This is a genomic window from Streptomyces sp. NPDC006463 (genome assembly GCF_042870715.1).
In the GTDB taxonomy this organism is placed as follows: Bacteria; Actinomycetota; Actinomycetes; order Streptomycetales; family Streptomycetaceae; genus Streptomyces.
Map to the genome: position 1 here is coordinate 69,237 of NZ_JBIAHP010000010.1, position 25,870 is coordinate 95,106.

Consider the following 25,870-nt stretch of genomic DNA (forward strand, 5'->3'; position numbering starts at 1 on the left):
CTATGAACACGAAGCGCGGAGCCACCGGCAGGGGCCGGGTCGCAGGTCTGCCCGAGTGGGACCGTTGCGCGGTCATGGGCGTCGTCAACGTCACCCCGGACTCCTTCTCCGACGGCGGCCGCTGGTTCGACACCACCGCGGCCGTCAAGCGCGGCCTCGACCTCGTCGTCCAGGGCGCCGACCTCGTCGACGTCGGCGGCGAGTCCACCCGGCCCGGCGCCACCCGCGTCGACGAGGAGGAAGAGCTGCGCCGGGTCGTCCCCGTCGTGCGCGGCCTCGCCTCCGAGGGCGTCACCGTCTCCGTCGACACCATGCGCGCGAGCGTCGCCGCGCAGGCCGTCGCCGCCGGCGCGGTCCTGGTCAACGACGTCAGCGGCGGGCTCGCCGACCCCGGGATGATCCCGGCCGTCGCGGCCGCCGAGGTGCCGTTCGTGGTCATGCACTGGCGCGGCTTCAGCGACGGCATGAACAGCCTCGCCGTCTACGAGGACGTACTCGCCGAGGTCACCGCCGAGCTCCGCAACCGCATCGACGCCGTGGTGGCCGGCGGGATCGCCCCCGAGCGGCTCCTCGTCGACCCCGGCCTCGGCTTCGCCAAGAACGCCGAGCACGACCTGGCCCTGGTCGCCCACCTCCCCGAGCTGCGCGCCCTCGGCTTCCCGCTGCTGGTCGCCGCGTCACGCAAACGGTTCCTCGGCCGGGTCCTGGCCGGCGCCGCCGACGCCGCCCCGCCGCCCGCCCGCGAGCGCGACGCCGCCACCGCCGCCGTCTCCGCCATCGCCGCCCACCACGGTGCCTGGGCCGTACGGGTCCATGAGGTACGGGCGACCGCGGACGCGGTTCGGGTGGCCCGCGCCGTGGAAGGAGCGCTGTGACCACCGACCGAGAAGGAGCCCTGTGAGCAGAACCGACATCGAAGCGGTCGAAGAGGTCAACACGGCCTTCTACGAGGCCATGGAGCGGGGGGACTTCGACGCACTGTCGGCGCTCTGGCTCGATGACGAGATCTCCTGCGTGCACCCGGGCTGGCCGGTGCTCTCCGGCCACGGCGAGGTGCTGCGCTCGTACGCGCTGATCATGTCCCACACGGACTACATCCAGTTCTTCCTCACCGACACCAAGGTCGCCGTCATAGGCGACACCGCGCTGGTGACATGTACGGAAAACATCCTCAGCGGCGGCCCCGCCGAGGACGGCGGGGAGCTCGGCCCGCTGGTCGGTCAGCTGGTCGTCGCCACGAATGTGTTCCGACGCACATCCGAGGGCTGGCGGCTCTGGTCCCACCACGGTTCTCCCGTGCTCACGGAGTCCGACGAGGACGATGAGGAGGACGCCTCCTGACCCCTCCGGCGGGGTCCGGGGTGTTTCGCAGGTAAATTCGAAGACGGACGACGCCGACCGCACTCGGCGTAGGCCCATGGCCCCGGGCAGCCCCGGGACCGGAAGCACCTACGAAAGCAGGAGTGATTCGCGTGGATCGTGTCGCGCTGCGCGGCCTCAAGGCTCGCGGGCACCACGGCGTCTTCCCCCGGGAACGCGAAGAAGGCCAGACCTTCATCGTCGACCTGGTGCTGCACCTCGACACCCGGCCCGCCGCGGCCGGAGACGACCTGGCGAAGACCGTGCACTACGGGGTCGTCGCCGAGGAGGTCGTCGACGTGGTGCAGGGAGAGCCCGTCGACCTGATCGAGACCCTCGCCGAGCGGATCGCCCAGCAGTGCCTCAAGCACGAAGCGGTGGCACAGGTCGAGGTCGTCGTCCACAAGCCGGACGCGCCCATCACCGTCCCCTTCGACGACGTGACCATCACGATCACCCGGAGCCGCGCATGAACAACGGACTGAACACACAGAGCGACCCCACCGTGCAGCCGGTGCCCGCCTCCGTCGTGGAGACGGTCGACGCGGCGGACACCACCCTGTCCAACCCGAAATGGGCGGTCATCGCTCTCGGCGCGAACCTCGGCAACCGGCTGGAGACCCTGCAGGGCGCCATCGACGCCCTCGGCGACACCCCGGGCATGCGGGTCAAGGCCGTCTCCCCCGTGTACGAGACCGAGCCGTGGGGCGTCGAGCCCGGCTCGCAGCCCGCGTACTTCAACGCGGTCGTCAAGGTGCGGACCACGCTGCCGCCGTCCTCGCTCCTGGAGCGAGGTCAGGCCATCGAGGAGGCCTTCGACCGCGTCCGCGAGGAGCGCTGGGGCCCGCGCACGATCGACGTCGACATCATCTCGTACGCCGAGGTGATCTCCGAGGACCCCGTCCTCACCCTGCCGCACCCGCGCGCCCACCAGCGCGCCTTCGTGCTGGCCCCCTGGAACGACATCGACGGGGAGGCGCAGCTCCCGGGCCACGGCGCCGTCGGCGCGCTCCTGGCCGGAATCGGCCTGTCCGGAGTGACGCCGCGCCCGGACCTGGAACTCCGCCTCCCTGAGTAGTCGTTACCCTGTGGACTGCCTGACGGATCGGCGCGGAAAGCGGGGAACGGGCACGTGAAGCAACTGAGGCCTGGGGTCCTGGCGGGGATCTTCGTCGTCGCCGGGGTCCTGTCCTGGGCGGGTGCCCGGCTGTGGAACGCGTACGGCACGCTGCCGGGCGTTCCGCTGGCCGCGCCGATCGTCCTGGGCGTCATCGCCGCGGTACTGCTGGCGACGGCCCTGTCGATGCGCTCCCGCCTCAAGGCGCAGCGCGAGCGACGGCCGGGGGCCAAGGGCGTGGAGCCGCTGATGGCGGCCCGCGCGGTCGTCTTCGGCCAGGCCAGCGCACTGGTGGCGGCCCTGGTGGCCGGCGCGTACGGCGGTGTCGGCGTCTTCCTGCTGACCGACTCCCTCGACGTCCCCGCCCGCCGCGACCAGGCCTGGTACGCCGGCTTCTCGGTCCTGGCGGGCGCGGCGGTCATCGCCGCCGCCCTCTTCCTGGAGCACGTCCTCAAGCTCCCCGAGGGCGACGACCACACCCCCGAGTCCCCGGCCCGCGCCTAGGTGCCGGGGTTGACGGGCCGCTTGTAGTACCGCCACGGGAACCATCCCGCGCCGACCGGAATCCAGCCTTCCGATTCCATCCGCCGGTGGCGCGCGAGGGACGGGAGCGTGATCCGGCAGTGCTCCCAGGGGTGGCCGGACGCCTCCACCTCGTGGAAGAAGGGGCCGTAGCCGACCATGTGCCAGCCCTCGCGGCCGGCCTCCTCCAGGGCGGCCATCTCGTTGAACGCGGTCAACCCGCTGAGGGTGCGGCGCTTCGGGGCGTTCGGTCCCCCGGCGGGCGGCACCGACGGGCCCGCGGCCTTGCCCGCGAAGCGCTGCTGGGCGGCCTGGCGGCTCACTCCCAGGACACGGCCCACCGTGTCCCAGCTGTGGCCGGCGGCCCTGGCGCCCTGAACGGCCTCGCGCAGCAGCCGGCTCGCCTCCTCGGCGCCCACGCGCGAGGCGTCCACCAGGCGCAGGTAACCGTGGGCGTCGTGTTCGAGCGAGTCGGCCAGCCCCTCGGGGGCGCCGAGTACGGCTGCGGCGATCCCTTCGCGGATCCGGTCCATCTCCACCGGGTGGAGCAACGGTTCGTCACTCATCGGCGCAGTCCGGCAAGGGGTTCGAGGGCGTCGAGGACTGCCTCGTCACGGCGCATCCGTTCGGCGGCGGCGTCGTTGCGGGCCGCTGCTCGGGCGGCCAGGCCGGCCGTGCAGGCGATGAGTGCGAGGCCCACGACGATCAGGGCGACGGTGACAAAGCTGCCGAACCGGTCGCCGAACATCACCGTCACGGCCGGCAGACTCACGGCCAGCGGCAGCACGGCGGCCATGGATGCGGTGGCGGGAAAGAGATCCCGGTGCCGTGTCTTCGAATGCAAGATCAACATGCGTCAAGGAAACCTTGACGCGGCCGACTTGTCAAGAATTCCTTGACACCCGTGTCCCGCATCGAGGTTTTCGTGACGGCCCGCCGCCAGATCCGGCGGGCCGCTCCCACTCCCTCCCCGGCACGGCCTAGCGGGCCATGATCAGGCTCATGGCCTCGTTGCGGGTCGCGGGGTCGCGGAGCTGGCCGCGGACGGCGGACGTGATGGTCTTCGCGCCGGGCTTGCGGACCCCGCGCATGGTCATGCACATGTGCTCGCACTCGATGACCACGATGGCGCCGCGCGGGTCCAGGATCTCCATCAGGGAGTCCGCTATCTGCGTGGTCAGCCGCTCCTGCACCTGGGGGCGGCGGGCGAACACGTCCACCAGGCGGGCCAGCTTCGACAGGCCGGTGATCTTTCCGTCGTTGGACGGGATGTAGCCGACGTGGGCCACGCCGTGGAACGGGACGAGATGATGTTCGCACGAGCTCATGACCTCGATGTCCTTCACCAGGACCATCTCGTCGTGGCCGAGGTCGAACGTCGTCGTCAGGACCTCTTCGGGCTGCTGGTACAGGCCGGCGAATATCTCCTTGTACGCCCGCGCCACGCGCGCCGGGGTCTCCAGCAGGCCCTCGCGGTCCGGGTCCTCGCCGACCGCGATCAGGAGTTCACGGACCGCCGCCTCGGCGCGCTTCTCGTCGAACACGCCGATCGTGCCCTCATCGCCGGTCAGGGTCACTGGGTCCGTCATCTCTTCCTCGTTCCTGTAAAAGTGCCGCGCCCCCCAGGCTAGAACCTGGGGGGCGCGGCTTCCATTCCGGGTGGATCAGGCCTCCGGGCGGTCCTCAGGGGCCACCTCGATGCCCTTCTCCGTGGAGACCGGCGTGACGGCGGTAGCCGCCGACGTGCCGTTCGCCGAGTTCGTCAGCTGGAGCTCCTTGGGAGAGAGCACCGGCGGACGGGTGGAGGGGGTGCGGCGGGAGGAGCCGGTCCACGCGGGGCGGGCCGGGCGCTTCACGATCGTGGAGAAGATCTCGGCGATCTGCTCCTTGTTCAGCGTTTCCTTCTCCAGCAGAGCGAGGACCAGGTTGTCGAGAACGTCGCGGTTCTCGACGAGGATCTCCCAGGCCTCGTTGTGCGCGGTCTCGATGAGCTTCTTGACCTCTTCGTCGACCAGCGCCGCGACCTCTTCCGAGTAGTCCCGGGGGTGCGACATCTCGCGGCCCAGGAACGGCTCGGTGTTGTCGCCGCCGAACTTGATCGCACCGAGACGCTCGGTCATGCCGTACTGCGTGACCATGGCCCGCGCCGTGGCGGTGGCCTTCTCGATGTCGTTCGCCGCGCCCGTGGTCGGGTCGTGGAAGACCAGCTCCTCGGCCGCGCGCCCGCCCAGCATGTACGCCAGCTGGTCGAGCATCTCGTTGCGCGTGGTCGAGTACTTGTCCTCGTCGGGCAGGACCATGGTGTAGCCCAGTGCCCGGCCGCGGGACAGGATCGTGATCTTGTGGACCGGGTCGGAGTTCGGGGAGGCCGCCGCGACCAGGGCGTGTCCGCCCTCGTGGTACGCGGTGATCTTCTTTTCCCGGTCCGACATGATCCGGGTCCGCTTCTGCGGGCCCGCCACGACGCGGTCGATCGCCTCGTCCAGCGAGTGGTTGTCGATCAGCTTCTTGTCCGTACGCGCGGTCAGCAGGGCCGCCTCGTTCAGGACGTTGGAGAGATCGGCACCGGTGAAGCCGGGCGTACGACGGGCGACGGCGCCCAGGTCGACGTCCGGAGCGACCGGCTTGCCCTTCTGGTGGACCTTGAGGATCTCCAGCCGGCCCTGCATGTCGGGACGGTCGACCGCGATCTGCCGGTCGAAGCGGCCCGGGCGCAGGAGCGCCGGGTCGAGGATGTCCGGACGGTTCGTGGCGGCGATCAGGATGACCCCGCCCTTCACGTCGAAGCCGTCCATCTCGACCAGCAGCTGGTTGAGGGTCTGCTCGCGCTCGTCGTGACCGCCGCCGAGACCCGCACCGCGGTGCCGGCCGACTGCGTCGATCTCGTCGACGAAGACGATCGCCGGGGCGTTGGCCTTGGCCTGCTCGAACAGGTCGCGGACACGCGAGGCACCGACACCGACGAACATCTCGACGAAGTCGGAACCGGAGATCGAGTAGAAGGGGACACCGGCCTCGCCCGCGACGGCGCGCGCGAGCAGGGTCTTACCGGTGCCGGGCGGGCCGTACAGCAGCACACCCTTGGGGATCTTGGCGCCGACGGCCTGGAACTTCGCCGGCTCCTGGAGGAACTCCTTGATCTCGTGGAGTTCCTCGACGGCCTCGTCCGCGCCCGCGACATCGGCGAACGTCGTCTTCGGGGTGTCCTTGGTGATGAGCTTGGCCTTGGACTTCCCGAAGTTCATGACTCGGGAGCCGCCGCCCTGCATCTGGTTCATCAGGAACAGGAAGACCACGACGATGAGGACGAAGGGCAGCAGCGAGAGCAGCACGCTCAGGAACGGGCTGGTCTTGTCCGGAGTGACGGAGTAGCCGTCCGGGATCTGACCGGCTTCGTACTTGGTCTGGAGGTTCTGGGCGAGCTGTACGCCCTGATCCCCGATGTAGTTGGCCTGGAACTTGGTGCCGTCGTGCTTGCCGAGCTTCTGGTCCTTCTTCAGCTCGATCTTGATCATCTGGCTGTCGCCGGTGGTCAGCTTGGCTGTCTCCACCTGGCCACTGTTGATCGCCTTGATGACCTCGCTGGTGTCCACCGACTTGTAGCCGCCGCCGGAGCCGACGACATTCATCAACACGACCACGGCGAGGACGGCCAGCACGATCCACATGACCGGCCCACGGAAGTATCGCTTCACGTCCATCCATACGGGGCGCCAGGCACCCCGTCCCTCCTGCCCGTAGGTAAATGCTGCTCTGAGTAAAGACTGTTCTTCGGAATGTACCCCTGTATTGTCACCCGCGGCCTCGTGGGACGGCTGACAGACCCGCTTTCCCCTGCTCCAACGGCGGGAATCGCCCCCAGGTTCCCCGGAGCCCGCCGAGGCGCCCCGGGGAGGGGGACAGGAGCGTGAGCGGGATCAGCCGCCGTAGACGTGCGGGGCGAGCGTGCCGACGAACGGCAGGTTGCGGTACTTCTCCGCGTAGTCGAGGCCGTAGCCCACGACGAACTCGTTCGGGATGTCGAAACCGACCCACTTCACGTCGATCGCGACCTTCGCGGCCTCCGGCTTGCGCAGCAGCGTGACGACCTCCAGGGAGGCCGGCTGGCGCGAGCCGAGGTTCGACAGCAGCCAGGACAGCGTCAGACCGGAGTCGATGATGTCCTCGACGATCAGGACGTGCTTGTCCTTGATGTCGGTGTCCAGGTCCTTGAGGATCCGCACCACGCCGGAGGACTGGGTCCCGGCGCCGTACGAGGACACCGCCATCCAGTCCATGGTGAGGGGGGTGGACAAGGCGCGCGCCAGGTCCGCCATCACCATCACCGCGCCCTTGAGGACGCCGACGATGAGCAGGTCCTTGCCCGCGTACTCCGCGTCGATCTTCGCGGCCAGCTCGGCCAGCTTCGCGTCGATCTCTTCCTTGGTGATGAGCACCGACTGGAGGTCGCCGCCCATGTCCTTCTCGTCCACCCGCATCACTTTCGTTGTCGACCGGGGCTCCGGGGGTGCCCCCGGAGGACTCAGCCGTGTTTCAGCACCAATCAGCCCTGCCGGATGACCAGTCTGCCACCCTGCCGCTGGGCCTCGACCCGGCCGGGCAGGTTGATGGCGCCCTGACCGCGCCATCCGGTGATGAGGCGGTCCACTTCCTCGATGTGGCGGGCGAAGAGCGAGCCCGAGGGGGAACCCGCGGCGACAACGGCCCTGCGCAGCACCCGGCGGCGGACGGCCGGGGGCAGGGCGTACAGCTTCGCGCACTCCAGGCGGCCGTCCTCGTCCCGTACGCCGGTCTCCGCCTCGGCGGCCCAGGCGTCCAGGGCGTCGGCGTCGTCGCGGGAGAGCTGGGCGGTGCGGGCGAGCGCCTCGACGACCCCCTTGCCCAGCGCCTTCTCCAGGGCGGGCAGTCCCTCGTGGCGCAGGCGGGAGCGGGTGTAGGCGGGGTCGATGTTGTGCGGGTCGTCCCAGACGGGGAGGGACTGGACCATGCAGGCCTTACGGGCGGTCTGCCGGTCGATCTGGAGGAAGGGGCGGCGGTAGCGGTGGCTGCGTCCGGGACCGCCGGACACCTCAGCCATGCCGGAGAGCGAGCGGATGCCGGAACCGCGGGCGAGGCCCAGCAGGACGGTTTCGGCTTGATCGTCCCGGGTGTGGCCGAGCAGCACGGCGGCAGCGCCCAGCCGGTCGGCGGCCTCGTCCAGGGCCCCGTAGCGGGCGTCGCGGGCGGCCGCCTCGGGTCCGCCTTCGCGGCCGACGTGCACGGCGGCGGACTCCACCGGGTCGAGGCCGAGGGCGGTCATGCGGGTGACGACCTCTGCGGCGCGCAGGTCGGAGCCGGCCTGGAGCCCGTGGTCGACGGTGATGCCGCCGGCCCGGATGCCGAGCTTGGGGGCCTCGAAGGCGAGGGCCGAGGCGAGAGCCATGGAGTCGGCGCCGCCGGAGCAGGCGACGAGGACGAGTGGCAGGGGCGCTCCCCCGCTGGTGTCGGCGGAACTGTCGGTGAGGTCGGTGAGGACGTCGTGGAGTACGCGGCGGACCGCCAGGCGTATCGCCGCGACCGCAGGATGGGGACCCATGTCCGGTGCCCTTCGATGGTGTTCGGATGCCTCGGAGGCTTGGGGGTGCTGCCCGCTGCCCCACAAGACGGGGAATGTCACTCAGAGTGCGTCGATGGTGACAGAAGCGAGCCGTTCCCCGAGCATCGCACGCCCTTGCACGGCCCACGGTCCCTCGGACGGGTGATGCTGCTTCCCCCAGTGAGACATGTTTACGCCCCCTGCGTCACGCCTTTTCGCTCTCTTCGCTCCCCTTGCGGTGGACCCTCGCCACCCAGTCCGCCGGCTGGGCGATCTCCGCCTTGGTCGGCAGTGTGTTCGGAGAGGTCCAGACGCGGTTGAAGCCGTCCATGCCGACCTGGCCGACGACGGCGCGCACGAAGCGCTCGCCGTCGCGGTACTGGCGCAGCTTGGCGTCGAGGCCGAGCAGCTTGCGCAGGACGGCGTCGAGGCGGCCCGCCCCGCTGGCCCGGCGCTGCTGGAACTTCTCCCGGATCTCGGCGACCGAGGGCACCACCTGGGGACCGACCCCGTCCATGACGAAGTCGGCGTGGCCCTCCAGCAGGGACATGACGGCGGTCAGGCGGCCGAGCACCTCCCGCTGCTCGGGGGTCTGCACGAGTTCGACGAGGGAGCGGCCCTCTTCGCCGCGCTCCGCGTCGGGGCGGGCGCCCGCGAAGGACTGGGCGGCATCGCGCAGGCGCTCCAGGACGGTCACCGGGTCCAGTTCGGTGGCGCCGAGGAACGTCTGGATTTCGCCTTCGAGGTGGTCGCGGAGCCACGGGACGGCCGTGAACTGGGTACGGTGCGTCTCCTCGTGCAGGCAGACCCACAGCCGGAAGTCGTGCGGGCTCACCTCCAGCTCGCGCTCGACGTGCACGATGTTGGGGGCGACCAGCAGCAGCCGGCCGCCCTGCCCGGTGGAGCCGGGCAGGTCGCGGGAGACCGGCGCGAAGGTCTCGTACTGGCCGAGGACCCGGGAGGCCAGGAAGCTGAGCAGCATGCCCAGCTCGACGCCGGTGACCTTGCCGCCGACGGAGCCGAACACGGCCGCGCCGGGGGTGCTGTCGCGGCGGTCCTGCATCTTGCCGAGGAGGGGCTGGAGCAGCTCGCGGAAGCCTGCCACGTTTGCCTTGATCCACCCGGCCCGGTCGACGACCAGGACGGGGGTGTCGTCGACGGGCGTGCCGTCCTGGATCATCTTGGTGAACTCGCGTACGTGCCGTTCCGAGGTCCTGGCGTGCCCGCGCAGCTCAGCGACGACGGCCCGCGCCTCGTCCCGGCTGACCTCCGGGCCGGGCCGCACCAGCCGGGTCGCGGTCGCCACCGCGAGGTTCCAGTCGACCATCTCCGCACCACTGATGCTCGTCATGCGTCAACCGTACGTGGACCGGCCCTTCCGCGGACCCCCTACGGAGTGCCGGCCACCGCCGCGGCCAGCTTGTCGAGGCCCTTTTCGGCGGCCGGGCCGTCCGCGGCGTTCGCGGTCAGGAAGGCGAAGGCGAGGAGTCGGCCGGACGGGTCCACGACGGTGCCCGCGAGGGAGTTCACGCCGGTCAGGGTGCCGGTCTTGGCGCGGACCAGGCCGGCGGCCGGGGAGCTGCCGGCGTTGCGGCCGCGCAGGGTCCCGGTGAACCCGGCGACGGGCAGTCCGGTGAGGACCGGGCGCAGCTCCGGACGCTGGGGGTCGGCGGCCTTGGTGAGCAGCCCGGTCAGCAGGCCGGCGCTGATCTTGTCGGACCGGCCCAGGCCGCTGCCGTCGGCGAAGCGGGAGCCGGACACGTCGACGCCGAGGGCGGCGAGGCGGGCGGTGACGGCCTTCTCGCCGCCCTCGAAGCTCGCGGGCTGGCCCGAGGCGAGGGCGGTCTGCCGGGCCAGGGCCTCGGCGATGTCGTTGTCGCTGTTGGTCAGCATCCGCTCGACGAGGCCGCCCAGCGGGGTGGAGAGGGTGGAGGCGAGCGGCTGGGCGCCGTCCGCTGCCTCGGCCCGGGCCGGCTGCCCGGTGACCTTGATGCCGCGCTCGGTCAGCAGGGCCGCGAAGGAGCGGGCGGCGTCCTTGGCGGGGTCGGCGGTGCGGTCCACGGGCCCGGAGGTGGAATCGTCGGGCCGGCCCTCGTCGGCGGCCAGGGCGGTGACGGGCGCGATGTTGGGGTTCTCGCCGATCGGGTGGCGGGCGGGGCCGGTGTAGAGGCTGTCGTCGTAGCCCACGCTCACGGTGTCGGTGCCGGCGGCCTTGAGCGCCTGGGCCGTGTCGGCGGCGAGGGCGACGAGGCTGCCGCCGGATCCGGCGGGGCTCTTCTTCTTGGCGGTGAGGGAGGGGTCGCCGCCGCCGACGAGGAGGATCTGGCCGGGTGCGGCGCCGGGCACGACGGTGGTCCTGATCCGGTGCTCGGGCCCGAGGGCGGCCAGGGCCGCCGCGGCCGTGGCGATCTTGATGGTGGAGGCGGGGGTCATCGCGTCCCGCGCCCCCGACTCGTACAGCACCTGCCCGGTGGCGGTGTCGACGACCGAGGCGGTACGGACGGTGCCGAGGGCGGGGTCGGCGAGGAGCGGCCGCAGCGCGGCCGCGAGGCCCTCGGAGGTGGCCGCCGCTTCCTTGCGCGGGGCACCGGGGCCGATCGCGCCGAGCACGCCGGGGGCGCTGGGGGCCGCCTTCGGCTGGGACCCGTCACCGTGATCTGCGCCACCCGTGAGGCCCCAGGAGGCAGCCTTGTCCCGCTCGGCCTTACGCTGGCCGGAGTCCCACGGACCGGCGGTGGTCACCACTGCCACCGACAGGGCGAGGCCGGCGACGGCCGAGCCCGCGATGAGCTGCCACGTCTTGACCAATGGCACCTCGGACCAGCCCCTTTCGCGATCACACATATGCGTGAGGGACACTTAACCACTGCGTCTTGCCGCGAGCATGGCACCCCACCCGGCAGGGCTGGGCGGCTGGGCCGGACGCGCGTGCATTTGTATCGATGCAGTCTCGAAGCAATGAAGCTGATCATGGAGGAGCAGGACGTGGAGTTCGACGTCACCATCGAGATCCCCAAGGGTTCGCGGAACAAGTACGAGGTGGACCACGAGACCGGCCGGATCCGTCTGGACCGTCGCCTCTTCACCTCGACCAGCTACCCGGCCGACTACGGCTTCGTCGAGAACACCCTCGGCGAGGACGGCGACCCGCTGGACGCGCTGGTCATCCTTGACGAGCCGACGTTCCCGGGCTGCCTGATCAAGTGCCGCGCCATCGGCATGTTCCGCATGACGGACGAGGCGGGCGGCGACGACAAGCTGCTGTGCGTGCCGGCCTCCGACCCGCGTGTCGAGCACCTGCGCGACATCCACCACGTGTCCGAGTTCGACCGCCTGGAGATCCAGCACTTCTTCGAGGTCTACAAGGACCTGGAGCCGGGCAAGTCGGTCGAGGGTGCGAACTGGGTCGGCCGCGCCGAGGCCGAGGCCGAGATCGAGGCCTCGTACAAGCGCCTCGAGGCCCAGGGCGGCCACCACTGAGCTCGCGCTCGGCGGTAACGGGCCGGGGGACTCCCCCGCGCCCCCTGTGACATTGCGGGCGGTACCCCTCCGGGGGTGCCGCCCGTCGTCGCGTCCGGGGCCGGAGTGCATCCGGGCGCGGGCTGGGGTACGCGGGGGAGGAAACGGTTCCGCATACTGGTAGCGCGGGTGATCACGGACTGGAGGGCGCGTGGCGGAAGCCGATGGGGTGGAGGACCGGAAGCCCCAGTCCGACGAGGCGCGGAGCGCCTTCACTCCGCCGCCCGGGATGGAGCCGGAGGTGCCCGAGGAGGACCAGCCCACCTCGGAATTCGCCCTTCCGGCGGGCACCGAGACGGCGCACCCCGAGCCCGAGGGGTCGGCCTTCGCCACCCCGGCCACCTACAGCGCCGCGCACTCCCCGCCCGCCTACACCCCCGGCCAGGGGTTCCCCGTCCCCAGCTTGAAGGAGTCCCCCTGGCAGGACCGGATGCGCACCATGCTGCGCATGCCGGTCGACGTACGGCCCGTGCCCGACCTGGTGCAGCGGCAGACCGAGGCCGGGCCCGCCGTGGGCCGCGTACTCGACCTGACCCTGCGCATCGGCGAGCTGCTGCTCGCGGGCGGCGAGGGCGCCGAGGACGTGGAGGCCGCCATGTTCGCGGTGACCCGCTCCTACGGGCTGGACCGCTGCGAGCCGACCGTCACCTTCACCCTGCTGTCGATCACCCACCAGCCCTCGCTGGTGGACCACCCGGTCTCGGCGAACCGGACCGTGCGCCGGCGCGGCACCGACTACAACCGGCTCTCGGCCGTCTACCGGCTGGTGGACGACATCAGCGCCCACGAGGTCGACGTCTCGCTGGAGGAGGCCTACCGGCGCCTCGCCGAGATCCGCCGCAACCGCCACCCGTACCCCGGCTGGATGCTCACCTCCGCCGCCGGGCTGCTCGCCGGGGCGGCCTCCACCCTGGTCGGCGGCGGGGTCCTGGTGTTCTTCGCGGCGGTGGTCGGGGCGGTGCTCGGCGACCGGCTGGCCTGGCTGTGCGCCGGGCGCGGGCTGCCGGAGTTCTACCAGTTCGTGGTCGCCGCGATGCCGCCCGCCGCCATCGGGGTGGCGCTGAACATGACGGGGATCGACGTCAAGGCCTCCGCCGTGATCACCGGCGGACTCTTCGCGCTGCTGCCCGGGCGGGCCCTGGTCGCGGCGGTGCAGGACGGCCTGACCGGCTTCTACATCACCGCCTCCGCCCGGCTGCTGGAGGTCATGTACCTCTTCATCGGCATCATCATGGGCGTGCTGGCCGTCCTGTACGTCGGGCTGCAGTTCGACGCCTCCCCGCGGCCGGAGGAGGTCCTGCAGATCCAGCAGCGGCCGCCGCTGCAGATCGCGGCCTCGATGGTGCTGGTCTTCACCTTCGCGATCCTGCTCCAGCAGGAACGTTCCACCGTGTGGATCGTGACCCTGAACGGCGGGGTCGCCTGGGTGACCTTCGGAGCCCTGCACTACGCGGGCGGCATCCCACCCGTGCCCTCCACCGCCATCGCCGCCGGGCTGGTGGGCCTGTTCGGACAGCTCTTCTCCCGCTACCGCTTCGCCTCCGCCCTGCCGTACACGACCGCGGCCATCGGACCGCTGCTGCCCGGTTCGGCGACGTACTACGGACTGCTGCTGATCGCCGAGGACCGGCTGAACGAGGGCCTCGGCTCACTGGTGAACGCCGCGGCCGTCGCCCTCGCCATCGCGATCGGGGTGAACCTGGGGTCGGAGACCTCGCGGCTGTTCATGCGCATCCCGGGGGCGGCCAGCGCCGCCAAACGCCGCGCGGCGAAGCGGACCCGCGGCTTCTGAGGGGCACGAGAACGCCCCGGAGGCCCTTGCGGGGCCTCCGGGGCGTTCGTGCGCCGTACGGGCCGTACGGGCCGACAGGCGGGCCTCAGCGCTTCGCGTGGCGGCGCCGCTGGCCCTGGATCTGGGAGCCGTCGGCCTCGAAGGGCTCGGCGGCGGCGTTCGCCTTGTTCTCCTTGCGGGCCTTGAGGACCTCGAAGATCACGGGGACGAGCGAGATGAGGACGATCAGGACCAGGATCGCCTCGACGTTGTTCTTGATGAGCTCGATCTGGCCGAGCCAGTAGCCCGCGATGGTGAGACCGGCACCCCAGCCGATGCCACCGATCACGTTGTACGTCAGGAAGGTGCGGTACTTCATCGAGCCGGCGCCCGCGACCATCGGGGCGAACGTACGGACGATCGGCACGAAACGGGCGAGCACGATGGCCTTCGGGCCGTGCTTGTCCATGAACCCGTGCGCCTTGTCCAGATTCTCCCGCTTGAAGAGCTTCGACTTCGGCCTGTTGAAGATCTTCGGCCCGAAGAACTTGCCGATCATGTACCCGACCTGATCTCCGATGATCGCGGCGGCCGAGATCAGGGTGCAGACCAGCCACAGCGGCTGCTTGATGTACTCGCCGTTGGCGACCAGCAGGCCCGCCGTGAACAGCAGGGAGTCGCCCGGCAGGAAGGCGAAAAGCCCCGACTCCGCGAACACGATGACCAGGATGCCGATGAGGCCGAAGTGCGAGATCAGATAGTCCGGGGACAGCCACTCAGGGGCGAGCGCAAGCGTGTACACGATTTCCGGACTCTCCTGGATCGGGGGGCATGCTGCGGAGCGGGCGGTCTCAATTATCAACGCACACGACCCCCACCCGGTTCCAGAGCCCGGAGGGGGTCGTATGAGTGACGATGCGGCTACGCCTTGCGCACGGCGTTGGCCATGATCGCGTCCCGCAGGTGCTCGGCGAGACCGGGCCTCATCGCGTCGTAGAACGCCGTGAAACGCTCGTCCGCCACGTACATCTCACCGAGGCACGTGTGCATCTCGTACGGGCAGTCGTAGTACCAGGTGGAGAGGTGCAGCCGGTGCTCCTCGGCCAGGTCCATCGCGCGCTCGCCCTCGGCGGGCTCGCCGGCCTCCATCAGCGCCGCGTAGCGGGCGCCCCAGTCGGCGCCCTCCTCCTGGATCCGCTTCCAGTCGTCCTTGGTGTACGAGGCGGCCCGCCGCTGCGACTGCGCGTATGCCTCGGTGCCGCCCCAGCGTCGCTCCACTTCCTCCGCGTACTGCTCGGGGTCGTTGTCCCCGAAGACCTCGAACCTCTCCTCGGGCGTGAGGTTGATGCCCATCTTCTTCGCCTCCATGGCGTGCTCAACGGCCTTGGCCATCTGCTGGAGCCGGGCGATCCGGTCGGTCAGCAGGGCATGCTGCCGGCGCAGATGCTCCCGCGGATCCGATTCCGGGTCGTCCAGCAGGACCGCGACCTCGTCGAGGGGGAAGCCGAGCTCCCGGTAGAACAGGATCCGCTGCAGCCGGTCCAGGTCGGCGTCGTCGTACCGCCGGTGACCCGCATGGCTGCGGCCGCTCGGGGAGAGCAGACCGATCTCGTCGTAGTGGTGCAGGGTGCGCACCGTGACTCCGGCGAATCCGGCGACCTGGCCCACGGAGTAGCCCATCGCTTCCGCTCCTCTCGGTTGGGTACGCCCTTCACTGTGGGTCCTCACGCCACGTGAGGTGCAAGCCCCTCGGTACCAGTCCCGCTAGCCCATGGCCTTGGTGCCGTCGAGGGATTCGCGGACGACGTCCGCGTGGCCCGCGTGCCGGGCGAACTCCTCCACCAGGTGCAGGAGCATCCAGCGCACGGAGACCTTGGCGTCCTTGGGGAACCAGGGCGCCGGAGGGAGCGGGAAGACCTGGTCCAGGCTCGGGACCCCGGTGACGAAGTCCGCCGTCTGCCGCGCCACGTCCTCCCAGAAGGCCAGGACGGACGGGATGCTCTCGCCCTCGATCAGCCGGAAGCCCTCCTCCCAGTTCCGCTCCCCCTGGTACCGCTCGTTCGGCTTCTGCTGCGCCATCCGCAGCCAGTTCAGCTCGACCTCGGCGGCGTGCTTGACCAGGCCCGACAGGGACAGCTCGCTGGCGCTGGGGCGGCTCGCGGCCTGCTCCTCGGTCAGCCCCAGCAGGGACTCGCGGAGCGCCGTCCGCTGGGACTCGACGAAGGAGAGGAGCGTGCCGCGCTCGTCGCCGGGGACCTCCATGGAAACCTGAGCCATTGCCGATCGCCTACTTCCGCTGGGTACCGCTGCCTTCTGACAAGAACCACGCTACGGAGCATTGAGGTCAGAGCCCGTCCTAAATGGGGCCTCAGTTGGGCGCGTCCTCCCCGTCGGGACGAAGAGCGGGGAGCGCGGTGGCGGGCTGCGGGAGCAGAGCCTTGGAGAGGTCCTGCTTGCCCGTCGGGTCGAGCCCGTACATCGCCTCGTAGATCTTGCGGACGGCCGGCCCCGACGCGCCGGATCCGGTGCCGCCCTGGGAGATCGTCATGACGATCGAGTAGTCGTCGGTGTACGAGGCGAACCACGAGGTGGTCTGCTTGCCCTGGACCTCGGCGGTGCCGGTCTTGGCGTGCATCGGGATCTGCTTCTGCGGCCAGCCGCCGAAGCGCCAGGCGGCGCTGCCGTTGGTGGCCACACCCGCGAGGGCCTCGTCGATGTCGTCGCGGGTCTTCTCGTCCATCGGCAGCTTGCCCTGCACCTTCGGCGCGATCTCCCGGACCGAGGTGCCGTCGGCGCTCACCACGGCCTTGCCGATGCTGGGCTGGTGGAGCGTGCCGCCGTTGGCGATGGCCGCGTACACGGAGGCCATCTGGATCGGCGTGACGAGCGTGTCGCCCTGGCCGATCGAGTAGTTGATGGCGTCGCCCTCGCGCATCTGGTTGCCCTGGCGGCAGTTCTCGTAGGCGATCTTCTCGGCGAAGGTGCCGTTCTTCTTGCCGTCCCGGCACCAGGCGGCCTTGTTCGCCTCGAAGAAGTCCTGCTTCCACTTGCGGTCGGGGATCCGGCCGCTCACCTCGTTCGGCAGGTCGACGCCGGTGGGCTTGCCCAGCCCGAACTCGTGGGCGGTCTTGAAGAACCAGTCGTTCGGCGTCTTCTTCGGGTTGATGCCGCCGTCCTTCTTCCACTCCTGGTCCGCGATGGAGTAGTAGACGGTGTCGCAGGAGACCTCCAGCGCCCGGCCGATGGTGATGTCGCCGTGGCCCTGCGACTCGAAGTTCGTGAAGGTCTGGCTGCCCACCGAGTACGAGCTGGGGCAGGGGTAGCGGTTGTTGAACGGGTACCCGGCGTTGACCGCGGCGGTCGAGGAGACCACCTTGAAGATGGAGCCCGGTGCCGCCTGGGCCTGGATCGCCCGGTTCAGCAGCGGGTAGTTCGACTCCTTGTCGGTGAGCGCGGCGTAGTCCTTGGCGGAGATGCCGCCGACCCAGGCGTTCGGGTCGTAGGTCGGGTTCGAGGCCATCGCCACGACCCGGCCGGTCTTGGTCTCCATGACGACGACGGCGCCCGCGTCCGCCTCGTAGTTCCGGCGGGTGTTCTTGTCGTACGTCTTGCGGGCCTCGATCATCGCGTTGTTCAGCTCGCGCTCGGCGACCGCCTGCACGCGGGAGTCGATCGAGGTCACGATGTTCGAGCCCGGCAGCGCCTTGTCGGTCTGGCCCTGGCCCGTGACCCGGCCGAGGTTGTCCACCTCGTAGCGGGTGATGCCCGCCTTGCCGCGCAGCTCCTTGTCGTAGGTGCGCTCCAGGCCGGAGCGGCCGACCTGGTCGGAGCGCAGGTAGGGGGAGTCGGAGTTCTTCGCCTTGGCGATCTCCTCGTCCGTGACCGGCGAGAGGTAGCCGAGCACCTGGGAGGTGTTGGCCCCGTCCGGGCCGGCGTAGCGGCGCATGGCGGTGGGCTCGGCGGTGATGCCGGGGAAGTCCTCGGCGTGCTCGTGGATCTGGAGCGCCTGCTCGGTGGTGGCCTCGGCGCTGACCGGGATCGGCTGGTAGGGGGAGCCGTTCCAGCAGGGCTGCTTGGTCTTGGCGTCGCAGAGCCGGACCTTGTCGGTGACTTCCTGCGGGTCCATGCCGAGGACGCCGGCGAGGCGCGTGAGGACGCCCTTGCCCTTGTCCTTCATCGCGAGCAGCTCGGTGCGGCTGGCGGAGACCACGAGGTGGGTCTGGCTGTCGGCGAGCGGGACCCCGCGCGAGTCGAGGATCGAGCCGCGGACGGCGGGCTGGACCACGCGCTGGACGTGGTTGTTCTTCGCCTCGTCGGTGTACTCCTGGCCATTGCGTATCTGGAGGTACCAGAGGCGTCCGCCCAGCGTGAGCAGGAGCGAGAAGACCACGATCTGGATGACGACGAGCCGGTTCTGGACCCGTGGGGTCCGGCCGGTCTCGGGTATGTTGCTCAACTTGCTCTCCCCCGGGCGGCGCCGCGTACGCCCGGCCGAGTCTAGAGCGACCGGCGGCTAGAACGGGAAGCGCGTCCGGCCGTGCTGCACGGAGATCCACTTCTGCGTGGTGAAGGCCTCGACGGTGGCCTCGCCGTTCAGGCGGCCCAGGCCCGAGGCCTTCTCGCCGCCGAAGGCGGCCAGCGGCTCGTCCCCGATGGTGGAGTCGTTGACGTGGATCATCCCCGTCTCGATCCGCTGAGCGAAACGGACGCCGCGCTCCACGTCCCGGGTGTGCACGGCGCCGCTCAGCCCGTACGGGGTCGCATTGGTCAGCCGTACGGCCTCGTCCTCGCCGTCGAAGACCACCAGCAGGGCCACCGGGCCGAAGATCTCCTGGCCCAGCAGCGGGGAGTCCTCGGGCAGACCGGTCAGGACGGTCGGCTCGACGAGGTTGCCGCGCGTAGAACCCCGTACGAGTGCCTGAGCGCCGGATTCCACGGCCTGGTCCACGAGTGCGGTCAGGGCGTCGGCCTGGAAGGAGTTGATCAGCGGGCCGATGTGGGTGTCGGCCTCGTGCGGGTCGCCCGTCTTCAGCGCCCGCACGCGGGCGACGAACTTCTCCGTGAACTCCTCGGCGACGGAGGCGTCGACCAGGATCCGGTTGGCGGCCATGCAGACCTGGCCCTGGTAGACGAAGCGGCTGAAGACGGCCGCGTCCACCGCGTAGTCGAGGTCGGCGTCGTCGAGGACGACGAGCGCGCTGTTGCCGCTGAGCTCCAGGACCGTGCGCTTGAAATGGCGGGCCGCGACCGCTCCGACGTGCCGGCCGACCCGGTCCGAGCCCGCGAAGGAGATGACCTTGGGGACGGGGTGGGTCAGGAGCGCGTCGCCTATCTCGGCTATGTCGGTGACCAGGACGTTGAGCAGGCCGGCCGGCAGTCCCGCGTCCTCGAAGATCTTGGCGATGACCCCGCCGCCGACCACGGGTGCGTTCTGGTTGGGCTTGATCACCACCGCGTTGCCCAGCGCCAGCGCCGGGGCGACCGACTTCAGGGTGACCAGGAAGGGGAAGTTGAACGGGCTGATCACGGTGATCACGCCGACCGGGAGGCGCTGGACCCGGTTCTCCTTGCCCTCGACCGGCGAGACCAGGATGCGGCCCTCGGGGCGGACGGCGAGCTGGATCGCCTCGCGCAAGAACTCCTGGGCGAGGTAGACCTCGTACTCGGCCTTGGGACGGGTCCCGCCGAGCTCGTCGATCATCGCCTCGATGATCTCCTTCTCGCGCTCCTCGGTGATCCGCAGGGCGCGCTCCAGGACCGCGCGTCTGCTGTACGGGCTGGTGGCGGCCCATTCCCGCTGTGCGCGCTCGGCGCCGCGGTAGGCCTGGTCCACCTGCTCGACGGTGGCCACGGTGATGGCGGCGAGCTTCTCACCGTTGTACGGATTGACGTCGATGATGTCCCACGAACCGGTGCCGGCCAGCCATTCGCCGTCGATGTACTGGTGAGCGAGGTCGCTGAATATGGACATGCCATCCCTTACTGCGAGCGCGCACCCGTGCGCTGCACCGGAGACCGATCGGTCATCATGCACTGATCAGACGTCATACTACGTGCGAATCAAGACAGTTGGAGTAGGCCACGAAGAAGATCCCGGGTCCGGTCCGCGTCCGGGCAGTCGGCCTGGAGCCGCTCCATCGCCCGGCTGTACTGCCCCACTTCCTCTTCCTTGTCCAGGTAGAGGGCACTGGTGAGCTGTTCCAGATAGACGATGTCCTGGAGGTCCGACTCGGGGAAACGCAGCAGGGTGAAGGCTCCGCTTTCGCCCGCGTGTCCGCCGAAGGAGAAGGGCATCACCTGGAGCTGCACGTTGGGGCGCTGGGAGACCTCGATGAGGTGCTCCAACTGGCCCCGCATGACGTCGCGGTCGCCGTACGGGCGGCGCAGCGCGGCCTCGTCGAGGACGGCGTGGAAGACCGGCGCGTTCTCGGAGACGAGGACCTTCTGGCGCTCCAGGCGCAGCGCGACGCGGCGGTCGATCTCCGCTGCGGTGGCTCCGGGCATGCCGCGCTTGACGACCGCGTGCGCGTAGGCCTCGGTCTGCAACAGGCCGTGGACGAACTGGACTTCGTAGATCCGGATGAGCGAGGCGGCGCCCTCCAGGCCGATGTACGTCTGGAACCACCCGGGCAGCACATCGCCGTAACTGTGCCACCAGCCGGTCGCGTTGGCCTCCCGGACCAGTCCCAGCAGGGACTCGCGCTCGGCGGTGTCCGTGACTCCGTAGAGCGTGAGGAGGTCCTCCACGTCTCTGGCCTTGAAGCTCACCCTTCCCAACTCCAAGCGGCTGATCTTCGATTCGGATGCGCGGATCGAGTAGCCGGCCGCCTCACGGGTGATGCCGCGGGATTCTCGGAGTCGCCTGAGCTGGGAGCCCAGGAGGATGCGGCGCACCACAGAACCGCTCGCTTCTGCGGCCACTAGTACTGCCCTCCCCATCGCAATGGCGTGCGCGTGGTGTGTGCGCGTCCAGGGACCCCCGTACCCCAGGGCCGCAGTCTGCCACCAAAACGCATCGGTCCGTACTCGTTCTGTAACGGAATCTGGGCTCCCGGAAAAGAAGTCCGTCAGGATGCGTAGGAAGAAATGAGCAAGAACCATCACGGGAGCGGACAGGTCCGGCGCGTGCACGTGCATCTGCCCTTGCATCCGGCTCCGCCATTCGGAACGATGGTCCCCGCGCACCTGCGTGCACCTTCGCGCCGGCGCCGCGGACCCACCCCGCAGTTCTTTCTGGACGGAGTTGACCGCTCCGGCCGCGAATCCCGGGAGTGCCTCGCATGGGGACGAATGGATCGACCATGCTCGAGCCGTTACGGCAGGGGCTTCCCCCGGTCGACCCCACGGCTGTCTCCGGGTCCGCCTCCTGCGCTCTGCCCGCACGGCTCGAAGCGGTGCGGGGCGCCCGCTCCTTCTGCCGGTCGACACTGACCCAGTGGGGTCTCGAAGAACGCTTCGACGACGTGTCGCTGGTCGTCTCCGAGCTCGTCACCAACGCGCTGCGCCATGCCCTGCCCGAGGAATCGCGGTGTGCGGGCGGCGAGTCGGAGCCGCCGGTACGGCTGCACCTGATGCGGTGGAGCACCCGGCTGGTGTGCGCGGTGCGCGATCCCAGCGAGGACCGGCCCGGGGGCTCCTTCTCCCCCGAGCGGACGGCGGAGAACTTCGACCTGGAGTCCGGGCGCGGGCTGTTCCTGGTGGACGCGTACAGCGACAGCTGGGGATGGCACCCGCTCGCGGGACGGCTGACCGGCAAGGTGGTCTGGGCGCTCTTCCTGCTCCGGGACCTGCAGGACTGAACAGCCGCTCCAGCGGGCGATTCACACGCGTGATTCACGACAACTGGCCGGGACTGATCGCAATGATCATTCCCGGCCAGTGCACGTGCACGGCTTGATTGGGTGCGCTGTTCCGTCAGCCGATCAGGTGATCGAACTCGCCGTCCTTGACGCCCAGGAGCAGGGCTTCTATCTCCGCCGGTGTGTAGACGAGCGCCGGACCGTCCGGAAAGCGCGAATTGCGCATGGCGACGTCGCCGCCGGGCAGCTTCGCGAACTCCACGCAGGATCCCTGCGAGTTGCTGTGTCTGCTCTTCTGCCACGTCAGCTCAAACAAGGAAGCGAGTTCTGCAGCTGCCATCCCGTTGTACGCGTGGTCCACAGGAAGCCCCCGATAGTGCAGATGTCAACTGCACTGGATCATAGCTGTGTTCATAGGTGCATGCATGGGCAGATGCACGTGCACGCGGGGTGCTTCCCTGATCACAGATACGGAGCACCCTTACGGGCCAAGGGCGTTCGACACCTCGTCCAGCGAGTCCAGGAGCTGCTCGGCGGCCCCGCGGAGCACCCCCGCCCCGGGCGCGTCCCAGGCCGTCGGCACCGCCCTGACCTCGTCCCACCGCGGGATCCGGCGCTCGCGCACCGCCTTCGCGCCCGCCTCGGTGGCGGCACGCAGCGCGCCTGCCAGCTCGGCCGCCCCCGGCACCGGCGGGTGCGCGCGGTCCGGGATATGGGCCTCCAGGAGCATCACGCCCCGGCCCAGCGCGGCCAGGGCCTCGCCCGCGTCATCGGCGGCGGCCCGCGACAGCCCCCGGTGGCGCACCGGCTCCCCGGCGGCCCGGTCGAGCGCGTCCTGCCAGGCGACCCGGGCGTCGCGGACGGCCAGCAGTGCCTCTCGGACGTCGGCGCGCCGGGCCCCGGCCGGGTCGGCGTACTGGCCGAGCACGGCGGCCCCGTACCGCCCCGAGGCGGCGAGCCAGTCGGCGAGGCGGGTCCGCAGCCGCGGGGTCTCCCAGGCCGGGTAGAGGGCGTAGCCGATCATCGCGAGCAGTCCGCCGAGCAGCGTGAGGGCGACCCGGTCGGGCACGGTCTGGTCCCAGCGGACGCCGCCCATGCCGAGCAGGAAGACGACGTAGGCGGAGACGAAGACCTGCGCGACGGCGTACCCGGTCCGCATCAGGCCGTACGTCAGGCCCGCGCTCACCACGGCGAGGAAGCCCGACAGGTACGTCCCCGGCTGCGCCAGTTGCACGATCCCGGTGGCGACGGCGACGCCGACGAGGGTGCCGGCGAAGCGGGCGACGGCCCGCGAGTACGTCTGGGAGAAGTCCGGCCGCATGACCATCACGGAGGCCATCGGAGCCCAGTAGGCGTGCCCGAACGGCAGCGCCTGGCCGATGAGGGAGCCGGCGCAGACCACGGCCGTCAGGCGCACGGCGTGCCGCAGGACCGGGGACCCGGGGCGCAGTTCGGCGCGTACGGCCTTCCACCCCAGCGGCACCAGCCCCGGCAGGGTGGGCCGCAGCATCGACTCCCCGGGATCGGCGGTGCGCCCGGATCCCGGCTCGGCCGTCTCCAGTACGTCGTCCAGCAGGGCGGCGAGCCGGCGCGCGGCCCGCAGCGGCGCGCCGGTGAGCAGATCCGCCGTGTCGGGGGACTTCAGGACCGCCAGGTCCGGCGCGGGGAGGCGGACGGGATCCCCGCGGCGGATCGCGTCCGCGGCGGCGTCCAGGACCGCCCCGGCGGCGGCGAGCAGTTCGCGCACCCGGGCCCGCGCCGGGCCTTCGGCGGGCGCGCCGACGGCCGGATCGGCGAGCGAGGCCAGCACCGGCCGGATCCTCTCCGCGAGCCCCCGCGCCCCGTGCAGCTCGGCCGGACGCCGCCGGGCCTGACGCACGGTCACGGTGGCGGCGTCCCGGGCCTTCATCAGCGGCTGCGGATCGAAGGGCGCGACGGGATCCTGCCGCAGCCGACGGGCGTAGTCGGCCTCGTCGGCGAGGGCGTCGGCGAGGGCGTCGCGGTGGGCGCCCCAGCGGCGGACGGGGAAGAGCACGATGAGCAGCGCCTGCACCATCCCGCCCGCGGCGATCATCGCGGCGTGCCCGGCGGCCTGCGGCACGGAGGTCGGCAGGGTGACGGTCACCAGCATGACCGCGACGTTCCCGGAAGCGATGATCCCGGCGGTGGGCCCTGCCGCCCACATCATCCCGGCCGCGAAGGCCCAGGCGGCGAGCAGCGCCAGGAAGAGGACCGTGTGGGAAGACCCGACGACGTAGCCGACGAAGGTGGACACGGCCAGGGTCAGCCCGGAGGCGAGGGCGAGGTCGGGTCGCGGACGCCAGCTCTTCTGGAGGGTCGCGATCGCGGCCATGAAGGCGCCGAAGGCGGAGCTGACCGCCGAGCCGGGCCCGAACAGGGCGAGCCCGGCCCCGATGACGACGGCGAGCCCCACGGCCGCGCGCAGTGCGAGGAGGGGCTCCATCGGGGTCCGCTCGACCGTCACGCCCGACCGGGCGGTGTCCTTCAGCGCCCGGAGCCAGCTCATGGGGCCGAGCGTATCCGCTTTGCCCCAGTACGCCGTATTTGAGCCCCGGTCACCGCGGCAGCGGTTTGCTCCGGCCGCCCACGTGCGCGGCGTCCGCGGCCGCCGTGCCGTCCTCCCAGCCCGCGAGATCGGTCGCCCCGCGCAGCCGGGTCGTCGTGGTCTGCGGGAACATCTCCTCCGCCCGCGAGGTGACGGCGACGTCGCGGGCCACCAGGGCGGGCAGGTTGTCGGGGGCCTCGCTCACCGCGTTCTCGGCGGTCTCGGCGAGCCGCCGCCCGAGCCGGCTGGCGTACGCGAGCAGGAAGGACTGCCGGAAGGTCTTGGTCCGCTTGCGTCCCCCGGCGCGCTGCGCGGCCTCCGCCCGGGTCATCGCCGCCGTGCCCTGCACGAGCAGCGAGGTGTACAGCAGCTCCACCGCCTCCAGGTCGCTCTCGAAGCCGACCACCGTCGAGAACTCGAAGCCGCTGTTCCACACCGCCCGGCAGCGGTTGGCGGTGGCCACCGCGTCGAGCAGTACCGCCTTGGCCTCCTCGTACGGCGGCTCCACCCCGATCCGGCAGGCCCCCGGGACCTGCGCCGGAGCCCCGCCGCGCGCCGCCAGCAGCGCCTCGTCCACGGTGTGCCGGGCCATCAGCTCCTGGGCCTTGGCGCTCAGCGCCTCCGCCTCCTCCGGGAAGGTGGTGGCCTCGGCCTTCGCCAGCAGCGCCCGGATGCGGCCGAGCATCCGCGGCTCGATGTGGGCGTGTTCGGCGAGTGCGTCCACCGGGTCACCGGGCAGCGGGCCCACCGGTTCGATCGAGGGCAGCCGGACCAGCAGCCGGAACACCTCCAGGCAGGCGGTGGCCAGCGTGAACCGGTCCGCCTTCTCGCGGCGGGCAAGCTGGTCGGCGTACTCCCCGTCGCTCGTCCACCACACCTCGGCCGCGCCCCACCGCTCCGGGAGGCGGGCGTACCTGCGCGCCTCGGCGGCGATCAGGTCCCCGGTGATCCGCAGGTGCCGCTCTTCGAGGTCCCGGCGGACCAGCCGGAGCACGTCGGCCGGCTGCCAGCCCCGCTCCCAGCCCTGCCGTACGTACGCCTCCCCGCGCGCCAGCAGCTCCCGCCCGACCGCGCCCCACCGCGCCGGGTCGGCGGCGAGCAGCGAGGCCCCGGTGTCCAGCCCGGTGTCGTCCTGGGCGTAGAGGGCGGCGGCGAAGGCTCGGTCGACGGTCTCGGCAAGGTCTCTCACACCCCTCAGCTTGGCATGTCCGCCTTCGCGTCCCATGCCCGGCGGGCGGCCTCGATCCGCGGGCGGTGGGCGAGCGACCAGTCGGCGAGTCCCTTGACCAGGACGGTCAGGCTGTGGCCGAGCTCGGTCAGCTCGTACTCGACCTGCGGGGGCACCGTGGGGTGCACGGTGCGGGTGACCAGCCCGTCGCGCTCCAGCCGGCGGACGGTGAGGGTGAGCATCCGCTGCGAGACGCCGTCGACCGCGCGCTGGAGCTCCTTGAACCGGTGGACCCCGGCCGCGAGCTGGACGACGACGAGGACGGACCACTTGTCGCCGAGCCGGTCGAGGACGTCGCGGATGCCGCAGTCGTCGTCGCAGCTCACCACGGGGGTGGTTATCGCGGTGTGCCCTGGTGACATGAAAGTGCCTCCTTACGCTCCGTGCGCCGGTCCGCACACGATGTCCGTGTAC

Annotated in this window: 25 protein-coding genes and 1 pseudogene; 8 read left to right on the plus strand and 18 right to left on the minus strand. The window is 70.8% G+C overall.

Annotated elements, in window-relative coordinates; translation table 11 throughout:
• The first annotated feature begins 2 nt into the window (after positions 1 to 2).
• From folP to ACFYOB_RS19420, 5 genes are all read left to right on the plus strand, one after another.
• Positions 3 to 875: a dihydropteroate synthase gene (gene folP / locus ACFYOB_RS19400; RefSeq protein WP_388561056.1), complete on the plus strand. Its 873-nt coding sequence runs from the start codon at positions 3 to 5 to the stop codon at positions 873 to 875.
• A 22-nt stretch (positions 876 to 897) separates the two neighbouring features.
• A complete protein-coding gene (locus tag ACFYOB_RS19405; RefSeq protein ID WP_388561057.1) occupies positions 898 to 1,341 on the plus strand; it encodes a nuclear transport factor 2 family protein in 444 nt (147 codons plus the stop codon).
• A gap of 131 nt (positions 1,342 to 1,472) precedes the next feature.
• Positions 1,473 to 1,832: a dihydroneopterin aldolase gene (folB, locus tag ACFYOB_RS19410; protein WP_030010912.1), complete on the plus strand. Its 360-nt coding sequence runs from the start codon at positions 1,473 to 1,475 to the stop codon at positions 1,830 to 1,832.
• The gene (gene folK, locus ACFYOB_RS19415; protein WP_388561058.1) at positions 1,829 to 2,437 is read left to right on the plus strand and encodes a 2-amino-4-hydroxy-6-hydroxymethyldihydropteridine diphosphokinase; all 609 of its coding nucleotides are present in this window, start codon (positions 1,829 to 1,831) and stop codon (positions 2,435 to 2,437) included. The genes folB and folK overlap by 4 nt, the downstream gene beginning before the upstream one ends.
• 54 nt (positions 2,438 to 2,491) lie before the next feature.
• Positions 2,492 to 2,980, plus strand: coding sequence for a DUF3180 domain-containing protein (locus tag ACFYOB_RS19420; RefSeq protein ID WP_388561059.1), 489 nt, complete (start codon positions 2,492 to 2,494; stop codon positions 2,978 to 2,980).
• On the opposite strand, the gene ACFYOB_RS19425 is transcribed toward ACFYOB_RS19420, so the two are convergent.
• The 8 genes from ACFYOB_RS19425 to dacB form a co-directional block, all read right to left on the minus strand.
• The gene (locus ACFYOB_RS19425) at positions 2,977 to 3,564 is read right to left on the minus strand and encodes a hypothetical protein (protein ID WP_388561060.1); all 588 of its coding nucleotides are present in this window, start codon (positions 3,562 to 3,564) and stop codon (positions 2,977 to 2,979) included. The two genes, ACFYOB_RS19420 and ACFYOB_RS19425, sit on opposite strands and share 4 nt — an antisense overlap.
• Positions 3,561 to 3,851 (minus strand): hypothetical protein, encoded by a 291-nt coding sequence (locus tag ACFYOB_RS19430; protein WP_388561061.1) that lies wholly within the window; start codon positions 3,849 to 3,851, stop codon positions 3,561 to 3,563. Before ACFYOB_RS19430 ends, ACFYOB_RS19425 begins: the two co-directional genes overlap by 4 nt.
• 127 nt (positions 3,852 to 3,978) lie before the next feature.
• Complete coding sequence (folE, locus tag ACFYOB_RS19435) at positions 3,979 to 4,587, minus strand: GTP cyclohydrolase I FolE (protein WP_388561062.1); 609 nt, start codon at positions 4,585 to 4,587, stop codon at positions 3,979 to 3,981.
• Between the two features lie 75 nt (positions 4,588 to 4,662).
• Positions 4,663 to 6,699: an ATP-dependent zinc metalloprotease FtsH gene (gene ftsH, locus ACFYOB_RS19440; protein ID WP_328926918.1), complete on the minus strand. Its 2,037-nt coding sequence runs from the start codon at positions 6,697 to 6,699 to the stop codon at positions 4,663 to 4,665.
• 216 nt (positions 6,700 to 6,915) lie between these two features.
• The gene (gene hpt / locus ACFYOB_RS19445) at positions 6,916 to 7,476 is read right to left on the minus strand and encodes a hypoxanthine phosphoribosyltransferase (RefSeq protein ID WP_328926917.1); all 561 of its coding nucleotides are present in this window, start codon (positions 7,474 to 7,476) and stop codon (positions 6,916 to 6,918) included.
• A gap of 65 nt (positions 7,477 to 7,541) precedes the next feature.
• Positions 7,542 to 8,573, minus strand: coding sequence for a tRNA lysidine(34) synthetase TilS (gene tilS / locus ACFYOB_RS19450; RefSeq protein WP_388561063.1), 1,032 nt, complete (start codon positions 8,571 to 8,573; stop codon positions 7,542 to 7,544).
• A gap of 205 nt (positions 8,574 to 8,778) precedes the next feature.
• Positions 8,779 to 9,924 (minus strand): zinc-dependent metalloprotease, encoded by a 1,146-nt coding sequence (locus ACFYOB_RS19455; protein WP_388561064.1) that lies wholly within the window; start codon positions 9,922 to 9,924, stop codon positions 8,779 to 8,781.
• Positions 9,925 to 9,962: 38 nt separating this feature from the next.
• Positions 9,963 to 11,417 (minus strand): D-alanyl-D-alanine carboxypeptidase/D-alanyl-D-alanine-endopeptidase, encoded by a 1,455-nt coding sequence (gene dacB, locus ACFYOB_RS19460; RefSeq protein ID WP_388561065.1) that lies wholly within the window; start codon positions 11,415 to 11,417, stop codon positions 9,963 to 9,965.
• A gap of 141 nt (positions 11,418 to 11,558) precedes the next feature.
• Between dacB and ACFYOB_RS19465 the strand changes: the two genes are divergently transcribed.
• Positions 11,559 to 12,053, plus strand: a complete 495-nt coding sequence (locus tag ACFYOB_RS19465) for an inorganic diphosphatase (RefSeq protein ID WP_030031597.1) — start codon at positions 11,559 to 11,561, stop codon at positions 12,051 to 12,053.
• Positions 12,054 to 12,243: 190 nt separating this feature from the next.
• On the plus strand, positions 12,244 to 13,884 hold the full coding sequence (locus ACFYOB_RS19470) for a threonine/serine exporter ThrE family protein (RefSeq protein ID WP_388561066.1): 1,641 nt from the start codon (positions 12,244 to 12,246) through the stop codon (positions 13,882 to 13,884).
• Between the two features lie 133 nt (positions 13,885 to 14,017).
• On the opposite strand, the pseudogene ACFYOB_RS19475 reads toward ACFYOB_RS19470, so the two are convergent.
• The 6 genes and pseudogenes from ACFYOB_RS19475 to ACFYOB_RS19500 all read right to left on the minus strand — a co-directional run.
• A pseudogene (locus tag ACFYOB_RS19475) lies at positions 14,018 to 14,665 on the minus strand (DedA family protein); the annotation flags it as partial.
• Between the two features lie 119 nt (positions 14,666 to 14,784).
• The gene (locus tag ACFYOB_RS19480) at positions 14,785 to 15,543 is read right to left on the minus strand and encodes a MerR family transcriptional regulator (RefSeq protein WP_388561067.1); all 759 of its coding nucleotides are present in this window, start codon (positions 15,541 to 15,543) and stop codon (positions 14,785 to 14,787) included.
• A gap of 84 nt (positions 15,544 to 15,627) precedes the next feature.
• Positions 15,628 to 16,140 carry a DinB family protein gene (locus ACFYOB_RS19485; protein ID WP_388561068.1) on the minus strand — a complete coding sequence of 171 codons (513 nt, stop codon included), beginning with the start codon at positions 16,138 to 16,140 and terminating at the stop codon, positions 15,628 to 15,630.
• A gap of 91 nt (positions 16,141 to 16,231) precedes the next feature.
• On the minus strand, positions 16,232 to 18,319 hold the full coding sequence (mrdA, locus tag ACFYOB_RS19490; protein WP_388561069.1) for a penicillin-binding protein 2: 2,088 nt from the start codon (positions 18,317 to 18,319) through the stop codon (positions 16,232 to 16,234).
• A gap of 57 nt (positions 18,320 to 18,376) precedes the next feature.
• On the minus strand, positions 18,377 to 19,834 hold the full coding sequence (locus ACFYOB_RS19495) for an aldehyde dehydrogenase family protein (protein WP_388561070.1): 1,458 nt from the start codon (positions 19,832 to 19,834) through the stop codon (positions 18,377 to 18,379).
• An 89-nt stretch (positions 19,835 to 19,923) separates the two neighbouring features.
• A complete protein-coding gene (locus ACFYOB_RS19500) occupies positions 19,924 to 20,802 on the minus strand; it encodes a helix-turn-helix domain-containing protein (RefSeq protein ID WP_388561071.1) in 879 nt (292 codons plus the stop codon).
• 341 nt (positions 20,803 to 21,143) lie between these two features.
• On the opposite strand from ACFYOB_RS19500, the gene ACFYOB_RS19505 reads away from it, so the two are divergent.
• Complete coding sequence (locus tag ACFYOB_RS19505; protein ID WP_388561072.1) at positions 21,144 to 21,662, plus strand: ATP-binding protein; 519 nt, start codon at positions 21,144 to 21,146, stop codon at positions 21,660 to 21,662.
• A 115-nt stretch (positions 21,663 to 21,777) separates the two neighbouring features.
• On the opposite strand, the gene ACFYOB_RS19510 is transcribed toward ACFYOB_RS19505, so the two are convergent.
• The 4 genes from ACFYOB_RS19510 to ACFYOB_RS19525 all read right to left on the minus strand — a co-directional run bounded on the left by ACFYOB_RS19510 (position 21,778) and on the right by ACFYOB_RS19525 (position 25,818).
• Positions 21,778 to 22,023 (minus strand): DUF397 domain-containing protein, encoded by a 246-nt coding sequence (locus tag ACFYOB_RS19510; RefSeq protein ID WP_030656519.1) that lies wholly within the window; start codon positions 22,021 to 22,023, stop codon positions 21,778 to 21,780.
• A 120-nt stretch (positions 22,024 to 22,143) separates the two neighbouring features.
• Positions 22,144 to 24,189, minus strand: coding sequence for an FUSC family protein (locus tag ACFYOB_RS19515; RefSeq protein ID WP_388561073.1), 2,046 nt, complete (start codon positions 24,187 to 24,189; stop codon positions 22,144 to 22,146).
• A gap of 49 nt (positions 24,190 to 24,238) precedes the next feature.
• Complete coding sequence (locus ACFYOB_RS19520) at positions 24,239 to 25,453, minus strand: DUF2786 domain-containing protein (protein WP_388561074.1); 1,215 nt, start codon at positions 25,451 to 25,453, stop codon at positions 24,239 to 24,241.
• Complete coding sequence (locus tag ACFYOB_RS19525) at positions 25,423 to 25,818, minus strand: winged helix-turn-helix transcriptional regulator (protein WP_388561075.1); 396 nt, start codon at positions 25,816 to 25,818, stop codon at positions 25,423 to 25,425. The genes ACFYOB_RS19520 and ACFYOB_RS19525 overlap by 31 nt, the downstream gene beginning before the upstream one ends.
• Between the last annotated feature and the right edge of the window lie 52 nt (positions 25,819 to 25,870).